Source organism: Methanobrevibacter sp. (assembly GCF_015062935.1).
Taxonomy (GTDB): Archaea; Methanobacteriota; Methanobacteria; order Methanobacteriales; family Methanobacteriaceae; genus Methanocatella.
In genome coordinates, this window is record NZ_SUTM01000005.1 from 68,509 (window position 1) to 88,046 (window position 19,538).

General features: G+C 33.8%; 9 protein-coding genes. All 9 read right to left on the reverse strand.

Annotated features, from left to right (window positions below; all coding sequences use genetic code 11):
• Positions 1-10: 10 nt before the first annotated feature.
• Positions 11-2,086, reverse strand: a complete 2,076-nt coding sequence (locus E7Z81_RS03285; protein ID WP_292744182.1) for a hypothetical protein — start codon at positions 2,084-2,086, stop codon at positions 11-13.
• 103 nt (positions 2,087-2,189) lie between these two features.
• Positions 2,190-4,301: a hypothetical protein gene (locus E7Z81_RS03290; protein WP_292744185.1), complete on the reverse strand. Its 2,112-nt coding sequence runs from the start codon at positions 4,299-4,301 to the stop codon at positions 2,190-2,192.
• Positions 4,302-4,380: 79 nt separating this feature from the next.
• Positions 4,381-6,225, reverse strand: a complete 1,845-nt coding sequence (locus tag E7Z81_RS03295) for a hypothetical protein (protein WP_292744188.1) — start codon at positions 6,223-6,225, stop codon at positions 4,381-4,383.
• A gap of 96 nt (positions 6,226-6,321) precedes the next feature.
• Positions 6,322-9,570: a hypothetical protein gene (locus E7Z81_RS03300; protein ID WP_292744191.1), complete on the reverse strand. Its 3,249-nt coding sequence runs from the start codon at positions 9,568-9,570 to the stop codon at positions 6,322-6,324.
• 103 nt (positions 9,571-9,673) lie between these two features.
• Positions 9,674-12,679, reverse strand: a complete 3,006-nt coding sequence (locus tag E7Z81_RS03305) for an Ig-like domain-containing protein (RefSeq protein WP_292744194.1) — start codon at positions 12,677-12,679, stop codon at positions 9,674-9,676.
• Positions 12,680-12,936: 257 nt separating this feature from the next.
• The gene (locus E7Z81_RS03310) at positions 12,937-15,594 is read right to left on the reverse strand and encodes a right-handed parallel beta-helix repeat-containing protein (RefSeq protein ID WP_292744198.1); all 2,658 of its coding nucleotides are present in this window, start codon (positions 15,592-15,594) and stop codon (positions 12,937-12,939) included.
• A 185-nt stretch (positions 15,595-15,779) separates the two neighbouring features.
• Entirely contained in the window at positions 15,780-17,786 is a 2,007-nt protein-coding gene (locus E7Z81_RS03315; protein WP_292744201.1) for a right-handed parallel beta-helix repeat-containing protein, read from the reverse strand.
• 129 nt (positions 17,787-17,915) lie between these two features.
• Complete coding sequence (locus E7Z81_RS03320; RefSeq protein ID WP_292744203.1) at positions 17,916-18,515, reverse strand: class I SAM-dependent methyltransferase; 600 nt, start codon at positions 18,513-18,515, stop codon at positions 17,916-17,918.
• A 49-nt stretch (positions 18,516-18,564) separates the two neighbouring features.
• Positions 18,565-19,530 (reverse strand): glycosyltransferase, encoded by a 966-nt coding sequence (locus E7Z81_RS03325; protein WP_292744206.1) that lies wholly within the window; start codon positions 19,528-19,530, stop codon positions 18,565-18,567.
• Between the last annotated feature and the right edge of the window lie 8 nt (positions 19,531-19,538).

Genomic DNA, 19,538 nt, shown 5'->3' on the forward strand with positions numbered 1-19,538 from the left:
TTTTTAATCCTTATCTTAGAACTTTAACTGTTTTTTTGACAGTGTCTTTCAGATATGTAGCCTGGTATGTTATTTTCTTGCCTACTTTGAGCTTTTTGAGTATATTTGATTTTATGGTTACCTTAGCTATTCCCTTGGAGTTGGTTTTGGCTTTATATGTTTTGCCGTTGAACTTGAAAGTCACCTGCTTGTTTTTAATGACTTTTTTGTTTTTGAGAGTTGCAGTCAGGACAAGTTTTTTGGCTGATTTTTTGACTTTAACTGCTTTAAGTGTTAATACCTGTTTTACTGTCAGCTTTTTTGAAACCTTGATGTCCTTGTATGAGATGGCGAAAGCGTCATTATATCCGTCATTCACGGTTTCAATTTTTTGGTAGTTCTTGTAGATTGCGGTTATTGTATATTTTCCGGGGGTTTCCTTTATGATGTGTGTGGCTATTCCTTTTGAATCGGTTTTCTCCTTATATGTTTTGGATCCTATTTTAAAGTAAATGTATTTTCCGGCTTTAACGAGTTTTCCGTCTTCTCCGTAAACCTTTACGCTGAATTTGCTTCCGTCATTATAAAACATTGTAATGTCTTTTGCAGAAGTCAATTTAGGCTCCACGCCTTTTACATGAATCATAGGTCCATTATCATTGTCGTATTCTCCGTAGTGTGTATGTATTTGCATAAGTTTGATTGGCAGGTTCTTGAGTGTATGGTTTGCGGTACCGTTCACCGGAGTGATTTCAATTTTTGCCATCAGGCTTTCACTTTCAGCCTCTACAAAAAAGATTATGATTTTTTCGTTAAAATCAGGGTTGGTGAATACCTGCAGGTACTCGTCGTCACCATAGTTCATCTGTCTAGGCAGGACAACTCTTGGGGCAATGCTGATGGAACCCTGAGCCATCGCTTCTGATAGCTGATAGTCCTCACCGCTATACTCTGCCATATAGTAATAGTCTCCAACTTTCAGATGTGAAACGTCAATTTCACCGTATCCGTCAACCAGTTTTACATTTCCATACAGGAGGCTTTCATTTGCCTGCCTAATCCAGCCGTCTGTGGAGATGTATATTGTCAGATTTCCGTTTGCATCTTTTGGAAGTTTAAGTGAAATCTTTCCTCCGTCTCCATATGATACGTCTAGCGGAATGTCAATTAAGGCCCTGACATTCAATGTTTGCTTAACTGTATTTTTAGGGTATTTGCTGTCTCCGTTGTAGGTGATGCTAACCTCATGGGCTCCCAAACCCACGCCGGTAATATTTACGTAAAATATCTCTTGTCTGGCGTTATATGTTGTGGAATGATTTTCACCGTCGATTTCCACAATCAGGTTTTTGGTAATGCCGCTTGGAACCTGAATTCCAATCATTTCGTCACGGCCGTAGGTGACATATTCGTTTTCAAGCCACATGTCATAGAATATATTGAATTCTGATTTTTTTGAGACTTTTGAATATTTCTTGTCTCCTGAATAGGTCACTTCCACCACATGTTTTCCTAGAGCAGTATCCAGGCTCTGGCTAATGTATCTGAGGGAACCTTCATGGTCACATTTTGTAACATCAATCTTTTTAATCTGCTTTCCGTCAAGCTTGATGGTTACATAACCTGTTGCATCAATCGGGACTTCTGCAAGGGCATATGCCGAATCGGTGCTCACATCTCCTTTCGGAACGGTGATTCCTACATCAACTACGCTGAAGTATTTGGTAACATTTGTAGGATTGTAAAATTCATCGCCCATGAATGCGAATGTAACGTTGTGTTTTCCAAGTGAAAAGCTTGAGGCTCCCACTTCGAAGTAGTTATATCCGTAAAAGTCATATTTAGGATTGTGGATGCCGTCAAAATAAACATGATATTCTCCATCGTCTGTTGCATTTATAATCTCCGCATATGGTCCGTCTCCGTCATAATGCTTGTTGAGCTCTTCCGGAAAGTCCACATCAAATTTTAAGTCTGGCTTTTTGATTTCAACCATCTCTGTGTCATTTATTTCAGTAGGGGTTGTGTCAGTGGAGTTTTCAGCGCTGACAGCACCAACCGATAAAATGAGCAGGATGATGAAAGCTGTAAAAATAATCTTTTTCAATTTTAACTCTCCTTAAGTATATGTTAATTAATTTTTATATGATGAATATATATAATTAATGCATTTTTGGTTTAAAAAAAGATAAAATAAGGATTTTTAATCCTTATCTTTGAACTTTAACTGTTTTTTTGACTGTGTCTTTCAGGTATGTTGCCTGATAGGTTACTTTTTTGCCGACTTTGAGCTTTTTGAGTATGCTTGATTTTATGGTTACCTTAGCTATTCCTTTCTTGTCTGTTTTGGCCTTGTAGGTTTTGCTGTTGAACTTGAAGGTAACCTGCTTGTTTTTAATGGCTTTTTTGTTTTTAAGTGTTGCAGTTAAAACAAGTTTTTTGGCTGACTTTTTGACTTTAACGGCTTTAAGAGTTAAAACAGGCTTAACTGTCAGCTTTTTGGATGTGGAAAAACCGTTGTATATCACTTTAACAGTGTATTTTCCTGGAGTAACGGTATTTGGAACTTTTAGTTTTGCAATTCCTTTGGAGTTGGTTTTAACCTTAACGGAGGTTTTGCCTATTTTGAAAGTTACGTATTTTTCTTTAAGGATTTTACCGTTCAATCCGAATACTTTAACGCTGTATGTTTCGCTGTCTGCATAATACATGCTTGCAGGTCCTGTCAATGTGAATTTAGGTTTAACGACTAACCAGTATTCCCAAGGCTCATATTCATATTCGCTGTTGTTGTATGTTAGTGAGGTGTAGCCTTCATAATATGTCATACTCGCAAGGTCTGCCAGTGAAATCTTTGCGTTTCCGTTTACAACATCAACCTGCCTGTAGGGTTTCCACATCCTGTAGAAGTATAATGTTCCGTTCACTTCCTTGTCTGTTTTTATGGTGATATATTTGTCATCACCCCAGATCATGGATTCAGGGATTGTTATTATAGGATGGATTTCAATTGAATAGTCGGTAACGTTTTCGATTTGGTAGTTGCCGTCATATTCTGCTTTGATATAATATTTTCCGATATGATCTCCTTTAATGTTAACTTTAGCATATCCGTTGCTTAATTCCTGTGAGTCGTAAATTTCATAAATTTTATCAGTTTTGGCAATATAAACTGTCAGGTTTCCTTCTGCATTTTCACTAAGGGTCAGTTCGACATCTATTGATGAGTTGTAAGGTATTTCATAGTCGGATATTATGATGTCTGCAAAAATCTCAAATGTGGAGTTTACTGATTTTGAGGGATATTTCCCGTCACCAGTGTAGTTTACCTCAATTGCGTATTTTCCCGGCCTAAAATCGGTGGTGTTTACGTAATATGTCCAGTAGTCAAAATCTTCCATTTTGTAAACGGGAACTTTCTCACCGTTAATAAATACGTTCAGATTATTTTTTATTATGTCCTTTGGTGTTGAAATTTCAAAGATGTTTTCTGAATCGTGTCCGTAATAATAATCGTATACGTTGATTTCAAGAGGATATGTGACTGATGTGATTGTTCCGGTTTTGCTTTCCTTCAATGTTTTTCCATCGACTTTGCCGCTGAATGTTACTGTAACATTGTAAGTCTTGCCGAATGTAATGAATTTATCCAGTTCTATAGGGATATTATTTGAAAAGCCCACATCTGCAGCCTCACTGTCCAATGGAGTCACTTTAATAGTTTTCTTTTTTACACCGTTAATGTATAATGTTATTGTTCCGGCAGCATCCGGAACAAGCTTTACTCCGATATCATCGCTTCCAAGCACATATTCACCGTTTATCATGTTTATGATGATTTTCTTCACGCTGAATATGTGGGTTTTTGTAAGTGGCTTGTATGTGTCATCTCCTGAATACTGGACTTTGATTGTATGGTCTCCCAGTTTGTAAAACGGGGCAGGAATTTCTGCAGAAGGGTCTTTAAAGTCATCGACTTCTCCAAAATTTATTTTTTTGTTGTCTAGATAAACTGTAAAGTTTCCGGTCATGTTTTCATAAGTCGGGTATATGAAAAGAAATGGGCCTTCAGACCGCTCCCAGCAGTTTTCAACAAATTCTTCCTCAAAGCTGATTGTAAAATCGCAATCCTTTTTCTCATCAGCTACTGCAGATGATTCATTCGAATCTTTGAGAAGTTCATTTGTGTTTTCAATTTTTATATCTTCAGTCTCTTCAAGTTCTATGCTTTGTGTGGAGTTTTCTTCGGCTGAAACTCCTCCGATGCAGACTAATAAAAGAAGTAAAATAAGTGAAGATGTGATTATTTTTTTTCGGGTCATGGGTAAATATATGTTATTTTGTACATATAACTGTTGTAAGTGCTTTTAAAAATAAGATAAAATAAGGATTTTTCAATCCTTATCTTTGAACTTTTACTGTTTTTTTGACCGTGTCTTTCAGATATGTGACCTGATAGGTTATTTTCTTGCCGACTTTGAGTTTGGTTAAAACTGATTTTGGAATTGTTACCTTAGCTATTCCCTTGGAGTTGGTTTTTGTCTTGTATGTTTTGCCGTTGAACTTGAAGGTAACTTTTTTGTTTTTAATAGGAGTATAACCATTTTTCTTAATACTTGCCTGAATGGTCAGTTTTTTGGCAGATTTTTTAACTTTAACGGTTTTAAGTGTTGCGAAATGAGGTATAGTTATTGTTCTTGTTTTTTTCTGTCCTGTTCCGTAATTTGTTTTCCAAACTGCTTTGATGACATATTTCCCGGCTTTTTCGAAAATATATGGAACGGTTATTCTGGTTGTTTTTTTAGTTATCTTGACGCTTTTATATAGTTTTTTGTTAACATATATTGAAAATGTTCCTTTTACCTTGTCACCACTTTTCAAAGTAAATGTTTCTTTCTCATAGGGGTCCAAACCTATCCATTCGTAGCATTCTACTTTTGCAGGCACGACTTTAAATGAGGTAGTTGCTTTTCCATTTCCATTGTTTGTATTGTAGACTACTTTAACATATGTTTTTCCCGCTTCTGTGCATGGAATATTGATTTTTGCATTGTTGTTGGTAATTTTTTTGCAATCAAAGAATGTATATTTCTTCCCGTCATGACTGGTGTATGCAGTAATCTTTCCGGTTGTGTTTTCGGGGAATATGAAATCAATTGGGTATTTTGAGTTGACAAGCGGTTCTTCGCATTTTGCAAGTTGGTCTTTTTCTAAATAGAAAACTTCTTTTATGGTTTTTGGAGGGAGACCGTCATTACCTGCATATTTCACTTCCAATGTATGGTAGCCTTTGGATAAGGATAACTTGTTAATCCATATTGGAGCGCAATCAAATAACATTCCGTCATACTCGTTCAATCCTCTGTTGTAGTTTCCCGGGTCATAATAGTCTTTAGGGTTGTAATTGATATTTTTCCCATCAATAAATACGCTAACACGGTTTGAAACTCCCATAAAAAAGACAAAACCATGGTAGTTAATGTATTCGGTTAAATTTTCATAAACAAATCCGATGTATAATCCAAAGTAATAGTCTTTGGTTATATTTATCCTTTTGGTAATGTTTCCATAATTTCCAGTATAATTTATTTCAAAGGTATAGGTACCCAATTCTAAATATTCCTCGTCTTCCGCTAACTCGTTTAAACGATAAGTGACAGTTTTAGCCCCGCCATATGCTGAGTCAATATCATCAACATTGTACCGTTTGCTTGAGCCGTTGTAGGTTATGGTTATTGTCCCTGTTGCATCGTAAGGGGTTTTCACTTCGAAATCTTCAAAGTCATAATATATTATTTCATTATAGACTATGGACATATTGACAATTTCAAAATTGAATGTTTTATTAATAGGTTTATAGTAGTCAATTTCGTGATAATTCAACTTACAGGTATGGTTTCCCTCTGTATAGTTTTTCAAATCCAGATAAAAATATTCATGGCTGTTAGTCTGGATGACGCTTTCATATTCCCCGTCAATGTAGCAGGATAGATTTTCATAAGCAATTGGATAATAGTAGCTATAAGAAATTTTTAAAAATTCATCTTTTACAATTTCATTTTCGATATCAAATTCGATGTTGAGGTCTGCTTTTTCAGGGGTGTCTTCTGAAGTTACAATATCTGTGTTGGGTGTGTCATTCATTGAATTTATGTCAACAGAATCATCAGTTGCATTTTCACCTGCACTAACGGCTCCTATTGTTATAATAATCAAAAATAGCGATATTAAAATCTTTATTTTCATAATTAAAACTCCAAAAAATTATATAGTTATATGTATTTTGTATGTATGTTATATATCTTTTTTAAAAAAGAAAAATTAAATAAGGATTTTAAATCCTTATTTTTGAACTTTAACTGTTTTTTTAACAGTGTCTTTCAGATATGTTGCCTGATAGGTTACTTTTTTGCCTACTTTTAGTTTTTTCAAGACACTTGATTTTATGGTTACTTTAGCTATTCCCTTGGAGTTGGTTTTTGTCTTGTAGGTTTTGCCGTTGAACTTGAATGTAACCTGCTTGTTTTTGATTGCTTTTTTGTCTTTAAGGGTAGCACTTAAAACAAGTTTTTTGGCAGACTTTTTAACTTTAACGGCTTTAAGGGTTAAAACCTGTTTTACGGTTAATTTTTTGCTGATTTTACATGATTTGTAGGTTGCTGTTAAAGTGTATGTTCCAGGTTTTACTGTGTTAGGTATCTTTAGTTTTGCAACCCCATTTTTATCAGTTTTCACCTTAATGGTTTGGCTTCCTATTTTGAAGGTAACGGTCTGGCCTTTTTTAACATCTTTTCCATATATTTTAGCGACTTTCAGGCTGTATGAGGTTCCGTCATTGTAGTACATGTTGATTTTTTCGAAGCTATCCTTAATATTCAGCTTAAGGTCGTATTCCTCTAATTTTGAGCTGTAATAGCCTATATCTTCGTCATGTTCCGTTGAGGCATATATGAATGTGACCGGAACGCCGTTTCTTATTGGAAGAGTTGCGAGTGAGAATTTCGCAGTTCCGTTGACGATTTTTGAATACATTGGCTTGAAATTTCCGAACATTCCGATGGTTCTGTTTTCCTGACCCGGAACATATATTGTCAGGGTCTGTTTTTCACCATAGGTCATTTTTGCCGGATGCACAACTTTCGGATACCAATGGGTCATAAAACTTCTGTTAATCACATTTCCGTCATTGAGTTTTATTTCAAGTTTCAGGCTGTATGTGTTGTTGAAAATTTTTGTAGGAATGCTTATTCTGGCTTTGCCTTTGTTTATACTGAAGCTTTTATATGTTCCGATTACAGTATCGGCAATGTCATCTATATTGAAATGATATGCAATGGTTTTATAAACTGTAACTTTCCCGTTAATGTTTCCATTCAAATTCACATCCATGATTAATGTTGTATAGTTGCTTAGTGCAATGTCAGTTATGAGATAGCTGTTCAGTTCCTGTGAATATGTATCTTTCAATTCGATTTTCGGGTAGGAGTAGCTGAGAATTGTGAATTTTTTCTTTATTGATTCAGTGTACTCGCCGTTTTTGTAATCAACGCGTATGGTGTGTGCGCCTGCGGATAATTTATTCAGGCTGATTTCACCGTATGCGATGGATCCTGTGTATTTCTTGTTGTCTATGTATACGGTCACATGCTTTAGGACTGTAGATTCATCATAGTCTATATAAGCTGTTTTTGGTATATTCTTAAAGTAGTACTCTTCACAGGTCAAATCAATGGATGGTCTTTTATCTATTGTTTTTTCCAGTGATTTGGTCATGTTATTTCCGTTGTATGTTACATTGACGTTCCATAATCCTTTTTTTAAGTTCAAAGAATATGAGTAATATGTTTTATTTTTAAGAGTAATCTTTTTGACATTGTCATTGACGGCAATAATCAGGGTTCCGTTTTCGCCTTCAGGCAGTTCAACAATGACTTTATCTCCAATTTCAATCAAAGGACCTGTGCATATTTCACAGTCAATAGGTTTTGTAAATGTTACGGTTTTGCTCTTTGCAATGTATGTGTTGTCACCGGAATATCTGACGGTAAAAGTATGTGTTCCATTGCTCAGTTGTGAGTAATATTTTTCCAGATTTTCGCATTTTTCCAACAGAACATACTTTTCATCGTAGTAGTACTCATCATAAAGGCTGTATTCTCCGCATTTTACATCGTCAAAATATAATGTCTGTGTTCCCCCAAGGTCTTCAGGTTTGGTAAATTTTAATGATATGTGGGGATTTCCAGTTTCATCAGATTTTATTGAAAAGAAAAATTCCATGTCCCAGTCCCTTGTGACTTCGTATATATCTATGTCTTCAAAAGTTTTGTTATTGAAATACTCACTGTAGTCTCCGGTATAGGTTATCTCGAAGTTATGAGTTCCTGCAGTTACCATGTCTAACGGAATAAAAGCAGTACCGTTAATCAAATCAGAAGTAAAGTATTCTCCGTCAATTTTGATTTTTAAAGTTCCGTTGGCATCCTCAGGCATTACCAATGTAACATTTGCATCCTTATCATATCTGCAATACAAATGGTAATATGGAAACTGCAATCCTGTTGCGGTTATATTCTTGACGACGGTCATTTCAGAATATTTTTCATCCTCATATGTGATGTAGACGATATTTTCACCCAGTTTAAGGTTGGTAAGTGCAATTTCTGCCTGGCCATTACTGACAGTAGCAGAATATGTTTTGTTATTTACAGCAACTGTTACGTTGGATTTGGCATCCTCCGGCAAATTGATTTTCAAAAAAGCACCGTTTATGAAGACTTCTCCCCTATATTCATCAGAGAAATGTGCATTTATTTCATAGTTAAGTTTAAATGTGCCCTGCCTGTGGATTGATTTGAAAGGCCTGGCTCCTGTAAAGTAGATATCATATGTGTGCATTCCATAGGTTAAATCTTCCAGAGTGATGTATTCATAACCTGTGAATTCCTCATCATGTATTGTTCTGTTGTCAAGCACGATTTTCAGATTTCCGGTTGCCACATTTGATTGAACACAAAAATTGCATTGGCTTTCATATTCAGTCTCAGTTTCAGGCACTGAAAATCGGATGTATGTGTAATTGAAATATCTAACTTCATCAAAATCATTGAATAAAGTGTCTCCACTATATTTGAACTCTGCCTTATGAGGCCCGTATGTTAGACCCAGTCTGTCCAGGAAATTGGTATCTACTATGGAGTAACTGTTCATGTACTCATCACTTTCCCAAGAGTCCTGATATCTACTGTCATAATCTATTGCAGGTTTGCAGCTGTATTTCAGTTCATCATCGATGTATATTTCCAGCTTTCCATTAAGATACGCTCTTTCAAACATTTCTATTTCAAATTCGCTCTCAAATCCGTTATTTTCTACATATTCTTCATCGACTGTGATTTGATAGCTGGCATTAAGTTTTTCAGCTGTATTGACAGGATTTTGATTACTGTCAGAGCTCACAGTCACGTTATCAGTTGTCTGGGGAACAGCATCATCGGCAGGTACATCTGAGGTGATGTTGTCTGCTGCACTCACTGCCCCTATTGTTAGGAAAACTAATAATAATGCTATCAATATTTTATTAAGTTTCATAAAAACACCTGTTAAATATGTTAATGTTTATATTGTGTATAATTAATATAATTTCGGTAATGATTTTTTAAAAAAAGAAGTTAAAATAAGGATTTTCGGATCCTTATTTTTGAACTTTAACTGTTTTTTTGACTGTGTCTTTCAGGTATGTTGCCTGATAGGTTATTTTTTTGCCGACTTTTAGCTTTTTAAGCACACTTGATTTTATGGTTACTTTGGCTATTCCCTTGGAGTTGGTTTTTGCCTTGTAGGTTTTGCCGTTGAATTTGAAAGTTACCTGTTTGTTTTTAAGGTATTTTCCATTCACTTTTGCAAGATTTGCCTGTAATGTCAGTTTTTTAGCGGATTTTTTAACTTTAACCGTTTTCAGTGTTACCAAATGTTTAACGGTCAGTGTTTTGGTCACTGTATTTTTAAGTGCAGTTATTGTTAGTTTGTATGTTCCGGGAGTTTGTGTTACTTTAAATTTAACAATTCCATTGGTGGTTTTTATTGTTTTAAATGTTTTACCATTTATTTTAATCATTACTTTAACTCCCCTCACTAATTTCCCGTCATTGCCGTATATTTTAATTGAGTAATATGGGTTTGCAGTATAAGTTGTTTTTAAGTTAAGGGATGTAATTTCGGTAATGACTGTGTTTTTGGAATACCAGTTAGGATACTTTGAAGCAGTATTTTCGTTAAACTTACAGTTCAATATTTTATTGCCTGTGCCTTCAAAATAAATTGCACCGCCTTGTTTTGCACTGCATTGTGTGAATGTGGAGTTTATCACTGTCCAGTCAAAATCTTCAGACCAGATAGCTCCTCCCTGTTTAGCGCTGCATTGTGTGAATGTGGAGTTTAAGATATTGCAGCATCCCCATCCGTAGAGGGCTCCTCCTTCATCTGCACTGCATTGTAAAAATGTACAGTTAATCACTTTCCAATAAAGGTTTTCAATGAGATAGTCTTCACATTCAGCATTGATTGCACCTCCTTTTTTAGCATTTCCATTTTTAAAAACAATGTTTTTCAGAATAATTGTTGGGGTAATGTAATCTGAATAATATGATATGAATTTAAATATACGTGATGTGCTGTTTGCGTCCAGTATATGTCCTTTGCCGTCAATGGTTATTGATTTGGAAATAGTTATTTCGTTTTCAAGTCCTGTGTTAACATAGTTTCTATTCAGTTCTAATGTGCTGTCACCTTTTGTGCTTTTGATTAATTTTTCCAATTCACCAAATGTTCCGTTAACTGGAATTACATTAAATGTTTTATTGAATGTGTAGAAAGTATTGTTTTCAGTGTAGCTTACAGTAACAGTGTATTCTCCTATTTCTAAATTATTTAGTGAAATGTTCATTTCAGATGAATCTAAGGAATAAGTATGGTTCAGTATTCTTATTGATACATTTTTAGCATTTTCATTTGATTTAATGTTGATTAGTGCACTATTTCCAAAAATCACCTCATTAGTTATCATTATGCTGATTGGTCCTCCGTAGAATATTTCCTGTGTGAATTCGTAATCTCTATAATTGTTTTCATATGTAGGCTGGTAATAATAAGGATAGCCGAATTCCGGATGATCAACATAATACCTTATGTAAATTTCTAAATCCTGAATATCAGTTCCGTTGAATGTCAATGTTAAATTATGATTTCCGTATGTTAATCCTTCTATTTTCACATTTGCTTTTCCGTTTGTGACTTGTTCTGTTGCATATAATGTATCATCAATATAAATGTTTAATGTTCCTTCGGCTTTGTATAGCTCAAAGTTAATATCTCCGTCATTATAAATCACTGTTGGAATTGAAATTCTAGGGGTAATATGGGTGTATATGAAAGTGGACAGATCTCCGTATAATTCATCATGAAATGTTACATAAAATGTGTAATATCCTCCGCTTAATTCCGGAAGGTTAATTTTTCCTTGTCCGTTTGTGTATTCGGTTTCTTCTATGAGAACTTTGTTGTTCCAGGGATCATAGCCACTTCCGGTCACACTTTCATAAAGCTCTACCTTAACGTTTCCGCTTGTGTTTTTTGGCATATTGAATTTGATGTGGCTTCCTGGGCCGATATAATAGTGTTCTGTGAATTCTGGCTCCCATGAATAACTGTGGTATGGATTTGTATAGTTGTAATCCGCGCTGTTGTAAATAATAATGAAATTATTCTCGAATTTGACATTTTCAAGTTTTATATCTGCTTTGCCGTTTTTAAGGGGCATTTCTATTATTGTCTGATTTGTGTCTTTATTTTTAATGGTAATGTTTGCGACACAGGACTCATGACAAGTTATGCTGATATTTATTGAATCTGGTGTGCCATTTATTTTTATTTCGGGTTTAATATCAAATACATATGTTCTGTCAGGTACGGGATAATCATCACCCGTATATTTTAGTGTTGCTTTATAAATTCCCGGTTTATTGTAAAATTGGATTTCTCCATAACCATTTTTTATTTTTGTTTGGTTAAAGACTTTGTTATCAAGATATAATGCTAAATCTCCTTTTGCATCTTCCGGCAAGTTCAAATAACATAAGTCATTGAGATTTATCGATACACATCCTTCTTTTTTTATTGTTTTGGTTTTAGTAAGTGGCAAATAATTTTTATCTCCTTTAAATACGACTTTAAGGGTGTGTGTACCGATTGTTATATTTTCAGGATTAATGAAAAAGTCCATTGGGTCATTTGGATATTTCTCTCGTTCTATATTAAGTTTTTCATTGTCCAAATAAATCTCAATGTTTTTAGTATTGGTTTGTGGAGTTGTAATCCTTATGGGATAATCGTCGGCTCCGTATGTTAATGTATTGCTGGAAATATATATGTCAAATGCTTTTTTACTTTCTAATATGTTATTATCTTCAAGCTGTAATTTTTCTTCATTTGCAGATTGCAATTGTGGTTCATTTTCATAATTTATTGAATCTGAATCATTTGTTTCTATATCTAAAATGGCATTTTCTATTGTTTGATAATTATCTGTTTCAATGTCATTGATGATTGTTTCATCACCATCAGTAATATTCTGTGCTGCTGAAACTGCGCCCATTGAAATAACTGCTATTATTAAAATAGAAAAAATTAAATGTTTTTTCAATTTCAAATCTCCTTTTTTTAACTTAATATGTATATATTTTAAACATTATTATATACATTTATCTTTTATAGATTTAAAAAAAGAATTTTTGAATTATATTGGTTTAGGATTCATTAATGTAGTATTTAACAATGAATATGAAAAATATCGATTTTTATTTTCTTATAAATTGTTTTACTCATTATGTGGTGTTATTAAAGTTCTAATATTATTGACAAACCTTTAAATAAAAAATAAAAAATTTGGAATAATCCAAATTATTTGATTGTAATTTTTGCGGTTTTCTTAACTGCATTATATTTTTTGTCTCCTGCAAATTTGGCAGTGTATTTGTAAGTTCCTTTTTTGGTTAATTTTACATTTATGCTAACCTGGCCCTTTGAATTGGTGGTTGCCTTATATGTTTTTTTATTAATAGTCAAAGTAACTTTTTTCTTAGAAACTGCCTTGCCTTCAGGTATTTTAAGAGTTACAACAACTTTTTTAGTTTTTGCAGATTTTTTAAATGATTTATTTGGTGCAGTCAGTACAGTTTTTTGTTTAGTTACTTTTACAGTAATTTTTTTGGATGAAGCAGTGTTATACTTATCTTTAGCAAATTTAACTGTGCATGAGTAACTTTTAATTGCTGATAATTTTAATTTAACTGTGGCTTGACCTTTTGAATTGGTTGTTGCTTTATAAGTTTTACCATTAACTGTAAATGTGATGCTTTTTCCTGAAATCACGTTTCCTTTTGAGTTTTTAAGAGTGGCAGTTAATGATTTTGTACTTGCAAATCCGTAACTTTTGGATGAAACTGCTAATGTGGTTTTCTCCACAATTCCTTTATTGTCCTGAACACTGATTGCATTTCCGTATGTTACAACAGACATGTCTGAGTATTTTGTAAATGAATTGTCTGCGATTCTGGAATTGTCTCCTTCCCAAATAAAAACATCTGTTCCTTTAGTTGCAGTATTGCCTTTAAATGAATTGAGGGATATTGTTGCAGTGTCGCCGTCAACTCTTAAAGCACCGGCATTTGATTTTGCTCGGTTTGATGTAAAATCGTTATTGGTGATTGTTGCATCTGATCCGATAACATACACAGAACCGCTATGGGTTGCGGCAACATTTTTAGTAAATTGGTTATTTGAGATAACTGCTTTGTTTCCGCTGAGTTGTATAGCTCCTGCAAATGTGCCTGATGTGAGATTTTTAAATCCGTTGTTGTCGATTATTGCTGAATTTCCGCTTAAATAAATAGCTCCGGCCCCATTTCCGGCATATGCATTGGAAATACCATTGGATAATATGTTTACATTATTTCCTTCGCTGTAAATCACTCCGCCTTTGCCTTTGGCATGGGTATTGCTAATTTCATTGTCAGAAATGGTATTTTCATCTCCTTTAATGTAAATTGCTCCTCCGGATGAACCTGTAGCTTTATTGTTGTTGAACAAATTGTTGGAGACGGAAATTTCAGATCCCACTAGGTATAATGCCCCTCCGGTATTTTGACATGTTGTATTTATGAAGCTATTTCCATCAATATTTGTTTTTTCTCCATTGATTTGAACTGCACCGCTGTGGCCTTTTGCTGAGGTATTTGTGAAATTATTGTCTTTGACGATAGTGGAGTTACCATTTATATAAATTGCACCCCCACCTGCTCCTGAAGTGGTGTTTGCAAAGTTGTTTCTTATTATTTCATTATCATTACCGTCTATTGCAATTGCGCCACCGTGACGACCGGCATCGGAGTTTATGATATTATTATTGATGATGTATGTTTTGTTTCCAACAATGTTGATTGTTCCTCCAACATTGTCTCCTGCACTGCTTTTATCGAAAATATTATTGGAAATTTCTAATTCATATCCAAACACGTATAATGCTGCTCCGTAGTGAAGTGCAGTACTGTTGTAGAAGTAGTTTTCAGTGATGTAACTTTTACCTGTTGTATCTTTAAGATAAACTCTTATTGCGCCTCCAAGACCTTTAATAGAATTTTCAAAGGTCGCATGATTGTCAATGAAGATGTTGTCTGTAACCTTGAAGTAGCTGGTATTGTAAATGCTTAAAGCACCGCCATAATCTCCATAGTTATTAATGAATGTGTTGTTTATGATTAAATCGTCTTCACTGTGTTGAAGCTCAACAGCTCCGCCACCCATTTCGGCATAGTTGTCTATGAATGTGTTGCCTTTGATTGTAATTCTGTATCCTGTTCCTACCAGAATTCCACCGCCGTTCATTCCTCCAAGTGCCCTGTTTCCAATAAATGTATTATTTATTATTGTATGGTACTGTCCATCTAAAGCAATACCAGCTCCGCTTCCACGGATGGAATTGTTGATGAATTTATTGTTTACAATGGTTGCATTGTCAGCATATACATAAACTGCTCCACCTACGACTTTTCTTGCGTCAGGATTGGATGTTCCGTTAGCATAGTTCTCTATAAATGTGCAGCCTTTAATGATTAAATTATTTCCTCTGCATCCGATTGCACCTTCACTTTCATTACTATAACAATTTTTGAAAGTTATATTTTTTAATATGACATTATCTCCATGGATATATAATACTCTTCCTGAATTTTTTCCGTCTATACTGTGACCATTTCCGTCAAGGGTTATGGTTTTATTAAAATTAATTCCATAATGGCTAAATCCTTCATTATATTCATAATCACAATCTAAACTGATTGTATCTCCTGATTTTGAAGACTTGATTAATTGTTCTAAATCCGTAAATGTTTTAATATTGTCTGATAAAATCTCATTTGAAGAATCTGTAATCTGCAGGGCATTATCGTTGATTTCTAAATTATCATCAGTTATATTATTATCCTCTATAGCGGATACTGATGAAATTGAAAATATGCATAAAATCAACAATAATGCTATAATCTTTAAATTTAATTTCATATTTTCCACCTATTACTTTAATATTATATTATTATTCTATAAAAAGATTTTTTAAGTATGTAATATTGTTTAAAAGGCGGCAATGTTTTTATAATATTTTTAAAAATAAAGGATTTGCAAAAATCAAATTGGATTTCTACAAAGCAAAAAAAAAAAGAAAAAAAACTGTCCAAAGGACAGTTAATTTATTTCACAATAATTTTTCCGGTTTTACTGGATTTGATATATGCACTATCTCCTTTAAATTTAGCAGTGTATTTGAAAGTTCCTTTTTTAGTCAATTTGGTAATTTTAATTGTAGCTTGACCTTTGGAATTAGTTACTGCTTTGAAAGTCTTTTTGTTAACTGTTAAATAAATCCATTTTTTCGCAACAGCTTTTTTAGCTGAAGTTTTAAGGGTAATGACTATTTTTTTAGTTTTAACAGATTTTTTAAAGGTTTTAGTTGGAGTAGTTAACACGGTTTTTTTAGGAATTGCTTTCCATGTTACCTGTTTTGCTTGGGTACTTGATACAAAAGTGTTTTGAGTTAACTTTTGTGAATCTCCAGTTCCAAAAATACTTGGACCGTATTTTGCAGTATTTTTATCAAATGTGTTGGTTTTTATGTTTGCACCTGTACTGAATATTCTGACTGCACCACCCGCACCGGAAGCTGCATTAGCTTGGTTGGAAGTAAAGTTGTTGTTTTCGATGGTTGCTGTATTTCCATCAAGATAAACTGCTCCACCATTTGCTTTAGCAATGTTTTCAACAAATGAATTATCTTTTAAAGTTGCTTTAGTACCGCTGATTTGTACTGCTCCACCAACGGAATCTGCATCATTGTTTTTAAACTCATTGCCGATAATTGTTGCACTTGCACCGGAAGTATAAACTGCTCCACCTCCGTTTCCTGCATGGGAGTTGGAAATGTTGTTGTAATTAATTTTATTTGAACTTCCTTCAATGTATACTGCTCCACCTTTGAATTTAGCGGAACTTGTATCAATTACATTGTAAGAAATGGTATTGCTGCTTCCATCAACATTAAGTGTTCCACCGCTATTTGCAGTGATTTTATTGTTTTTAAATATGTTATTGGAGATTTGGGCACTGGAACCTGCAAGGTATATTGCTCCACCGCCGTTAGCAGCGTTATTGCTGGTAAATTGGTTATTGTTAAATTTGCTTGCAGTGGATGTTGAAGTAATAAAGACTCTCATTGCTCCACCAAGTTCTTTAGCGGTGTTTCCGGTAAATGTGTTGCCTATAACAGTGAATGCTCCTCCTTTGTAAAGGTTAATAGCTCCACCCCAGTATCCGGTATTCTTACTGAATGTGTTGTTTTCAATCAGTTGATTAGAACCTGTTTGAAGTGCTATTGCTCCGCCGTCTTTGGTAGCAACATTGTTTGTGAAGGCATTTCCAATAATCTTATTGTTACTGTTTTCAATAAATATTGCTCCACCAAGTAATTTCTGAGCTTTGTTTCCATCAAAAGTGCTGTCTTGAATTACATTTGCTTTACTTAAACTGTAAATCGCTCCACCACCATTTCCGGCAGTGTTGCCTATGAATTTTGAGTTAATAATTTTAGTGCCGCTGGTTGTTTTTTTGGCATCACTTTTGTAAACGCTGTTGATGTATAGTGCTCCTCCGTAACCGGTATCTTTATTGTCTTTAAAGGTACAGTTGTCAATGACCAAATTAGAAGCTCTTACAAGGATTGCTCCACCACCGTTTGATGATTGCCCATTGGTGAATACGATATTTTTCAAAACAACATTGTCAGCATCTATGAAAAACATTCTTCCTGATTTTTTACCATCTAAACTGTGTCCCATACCATTGATGGTCAATTGCTTGTTGATTTGAATTCCATCGTAACTAAATCCGCTGTTGTACACACAATCGTTTAATAAAATAAGTTCTTGGCCTTCTTCAGCTAAAATAATTTCAGATTTTAAATCAGCAAATGTTTCGGGACTTATTCTTACTTTATTTTCATCAGTTCCATTTTCTCCATTATTGTCAGTCGCTAGATTATTATTTCCATTATCCTCGCCAGATAGTGTTACTGTGTTGCTGTTGTCGATATTTGTCACATTTCCATCTGTTAATATTTCCCCGCTATCGCTTGCAGATACGAATGCAAGAGATATGAAAAATAATACAAGTAATAATGAAATAAACTTAAAATTTAATTTCATTTTTATTTCACCAAAATATTTTTTTTACAGTTAATAAAAATGTGTTTTGTAACTGTTATACATATTTTTTATTTTGATTATATTTAAATTGTATATGGAAATAGTGGTGTTTAAATAAAATAAAAAAAGTTAAAGATTTAATTTTTTCATAATCAAATCTAATTTTGCTTCAAGATTGTCCATCTTGTTTTCTAAATCTTCTACGCTTCCACCCTCAGGTTTTCTTGAAACTAAAAAAGTATCATACCATGGGTCTGAAACCTCATCGAAGTTTGTTCCGCATTCTATTACATTGAAATTAATGTATTTTGCCATTGCTTTCATTGCATCTTCATTAAAGCGGTAACAGTCATAAGGATTTTTATGAACGGGACCTGTACTTGGTACAATCAGGAAGAATAATCCTCCAGGTTTTAATATTCTTTTAACCTCTTCCAGTGTGAGCCAGAAAAATTCAATGTGTTCAAAAGCCTGGCCGGATACAACCAGGTCATATGTTTCATCTTCAATTTCATCCCAATGATAAGGATTTTCAACAACAATGTCAATATTGTTTCCTGCTCTTAAATCAAGACCGTGATATGTCCATTTTTTCTCATTTAAGATTAATCCATAATTATAATCTCCGGTCTTATCAAATGATCCGATATCCAGAATTTTCAAATCCTGTGAAGGATTTAAGTAAGTATCTTTAAAATATTGCATTTTCATAAAAGAACTTCTATGCACTTTATCAATTCCTTAATAATATGTTATTTAATAATTTGATTTATTTACATTAAATAGATTTAGTCAAATAGTCAAATTCCTCAAATGTATTTGAATTCATTATTTTTTCATAAAACAATAAATTTTCATCATTAATTTCATTGCCAACATCAATACTTTCATATATTTCTTTAATTTTTGAAAAATATTCTGCCGTGTATTTTTTATCAATATGATATAATTTAATCTTAAATTCCATTAACGAATAATTCAGAAAGTGACTTTTCATTTCATTTATCAGATTTTCCGATTTGAGGAACTCTTCAATGTCCAGGATTACATCACAGAAAATTAAACTGTGCTTGCTTCCGACATGTTCCTTTTGAAGTGAAAAGTGTTGGGTATTGTTGTAATGATAGAATATATTGTCAGTATATGTTATTTTTTGTGCCAGTGTCATGGTTTTTATGTGAAATTCCACATCATTAAAAATCTTGTATGATGGGAATTTAATGTTATTTTCTCTTAAAAATGAAGATTTATAAAATTTATTCCAGATAACTCCTAAATAACTGTCGAATACCTTTTCTTTAATTTCGCTGTGGTCAAATATTTCGTTTTTAAAGTTTTCATCTAAAAAATTCAATTCTTTGATATTTTCATCGTTATGTATCAATGAGTCAAATAGGACCAGCTCCGCATCACTTCTTTTTGCAAGGCTGTACAGTAATTCACAGGTATTTTCTTCAATCCAGTCATCAGAATCTAGAAACAGGATATATTCTCCTTTTGCTGTTTCAAGACCTTTGTTTCTTGCCTCTCCCGCACCTGAATTTTTTTGTGTGATGAGTTTTAACCTTGAATCCCGTTTACTATATTCATCTATTATATCCTGTGAGTTGTCAGTTGATCCGTCATTGATGCAGATAATTTCCATTTCTTTTAAATTTTGAGTAATTGCGGAATTTAGGGAGTTTATTATTGCATCTCCTGAATTATATACTGGAATTATTACAGAAACTTTAACGTCACTCATTCAAACAC

Coding starts and splice junctions, on each gene's coding strand:
- E7Z81_RS03310 (WP_292744198.1), bottom strand. CDS start 15,594: ATGAAATTAAATTTAAAGATTATAGCATTATTGTTGATTTTATGCATA.
- E7Z81_RS03300 (WP_292744191.1), bottom strand. CDS start 9,570: ATGAAACTTAATAAAATATTGATAGCATTATTATTAGTTTTCCTAACA.
- E7Z81_RS03325 (WP_292744206.1), bottom strand. CDS start 19,530: ATGAGTGACGTTAAAGTTTCTGTAATAATTCCAGTATATAATTCAGGA.
- E7Z81_RS03315 (WP_292744201.1), bottom strand. CDS start 17,786: ATGAAATTAAATTTTAAGTTTATTTCATTATTACTTGTATTATTTTTC.
- E7Z81_RS03290 (WP_292744185.1), bottom strand. CDS start 4,301: ATGACCCGAAAAAAAATAATCACATCTTCACTTATTTTACTTCTTTTA.
- E7Z81_RS03295 (WP_292744188.1), bottom strand. CDS start 6,225: ATGAAAATAAAGATTTTAATATCGCTATTTTTGATTATTATAACAATA.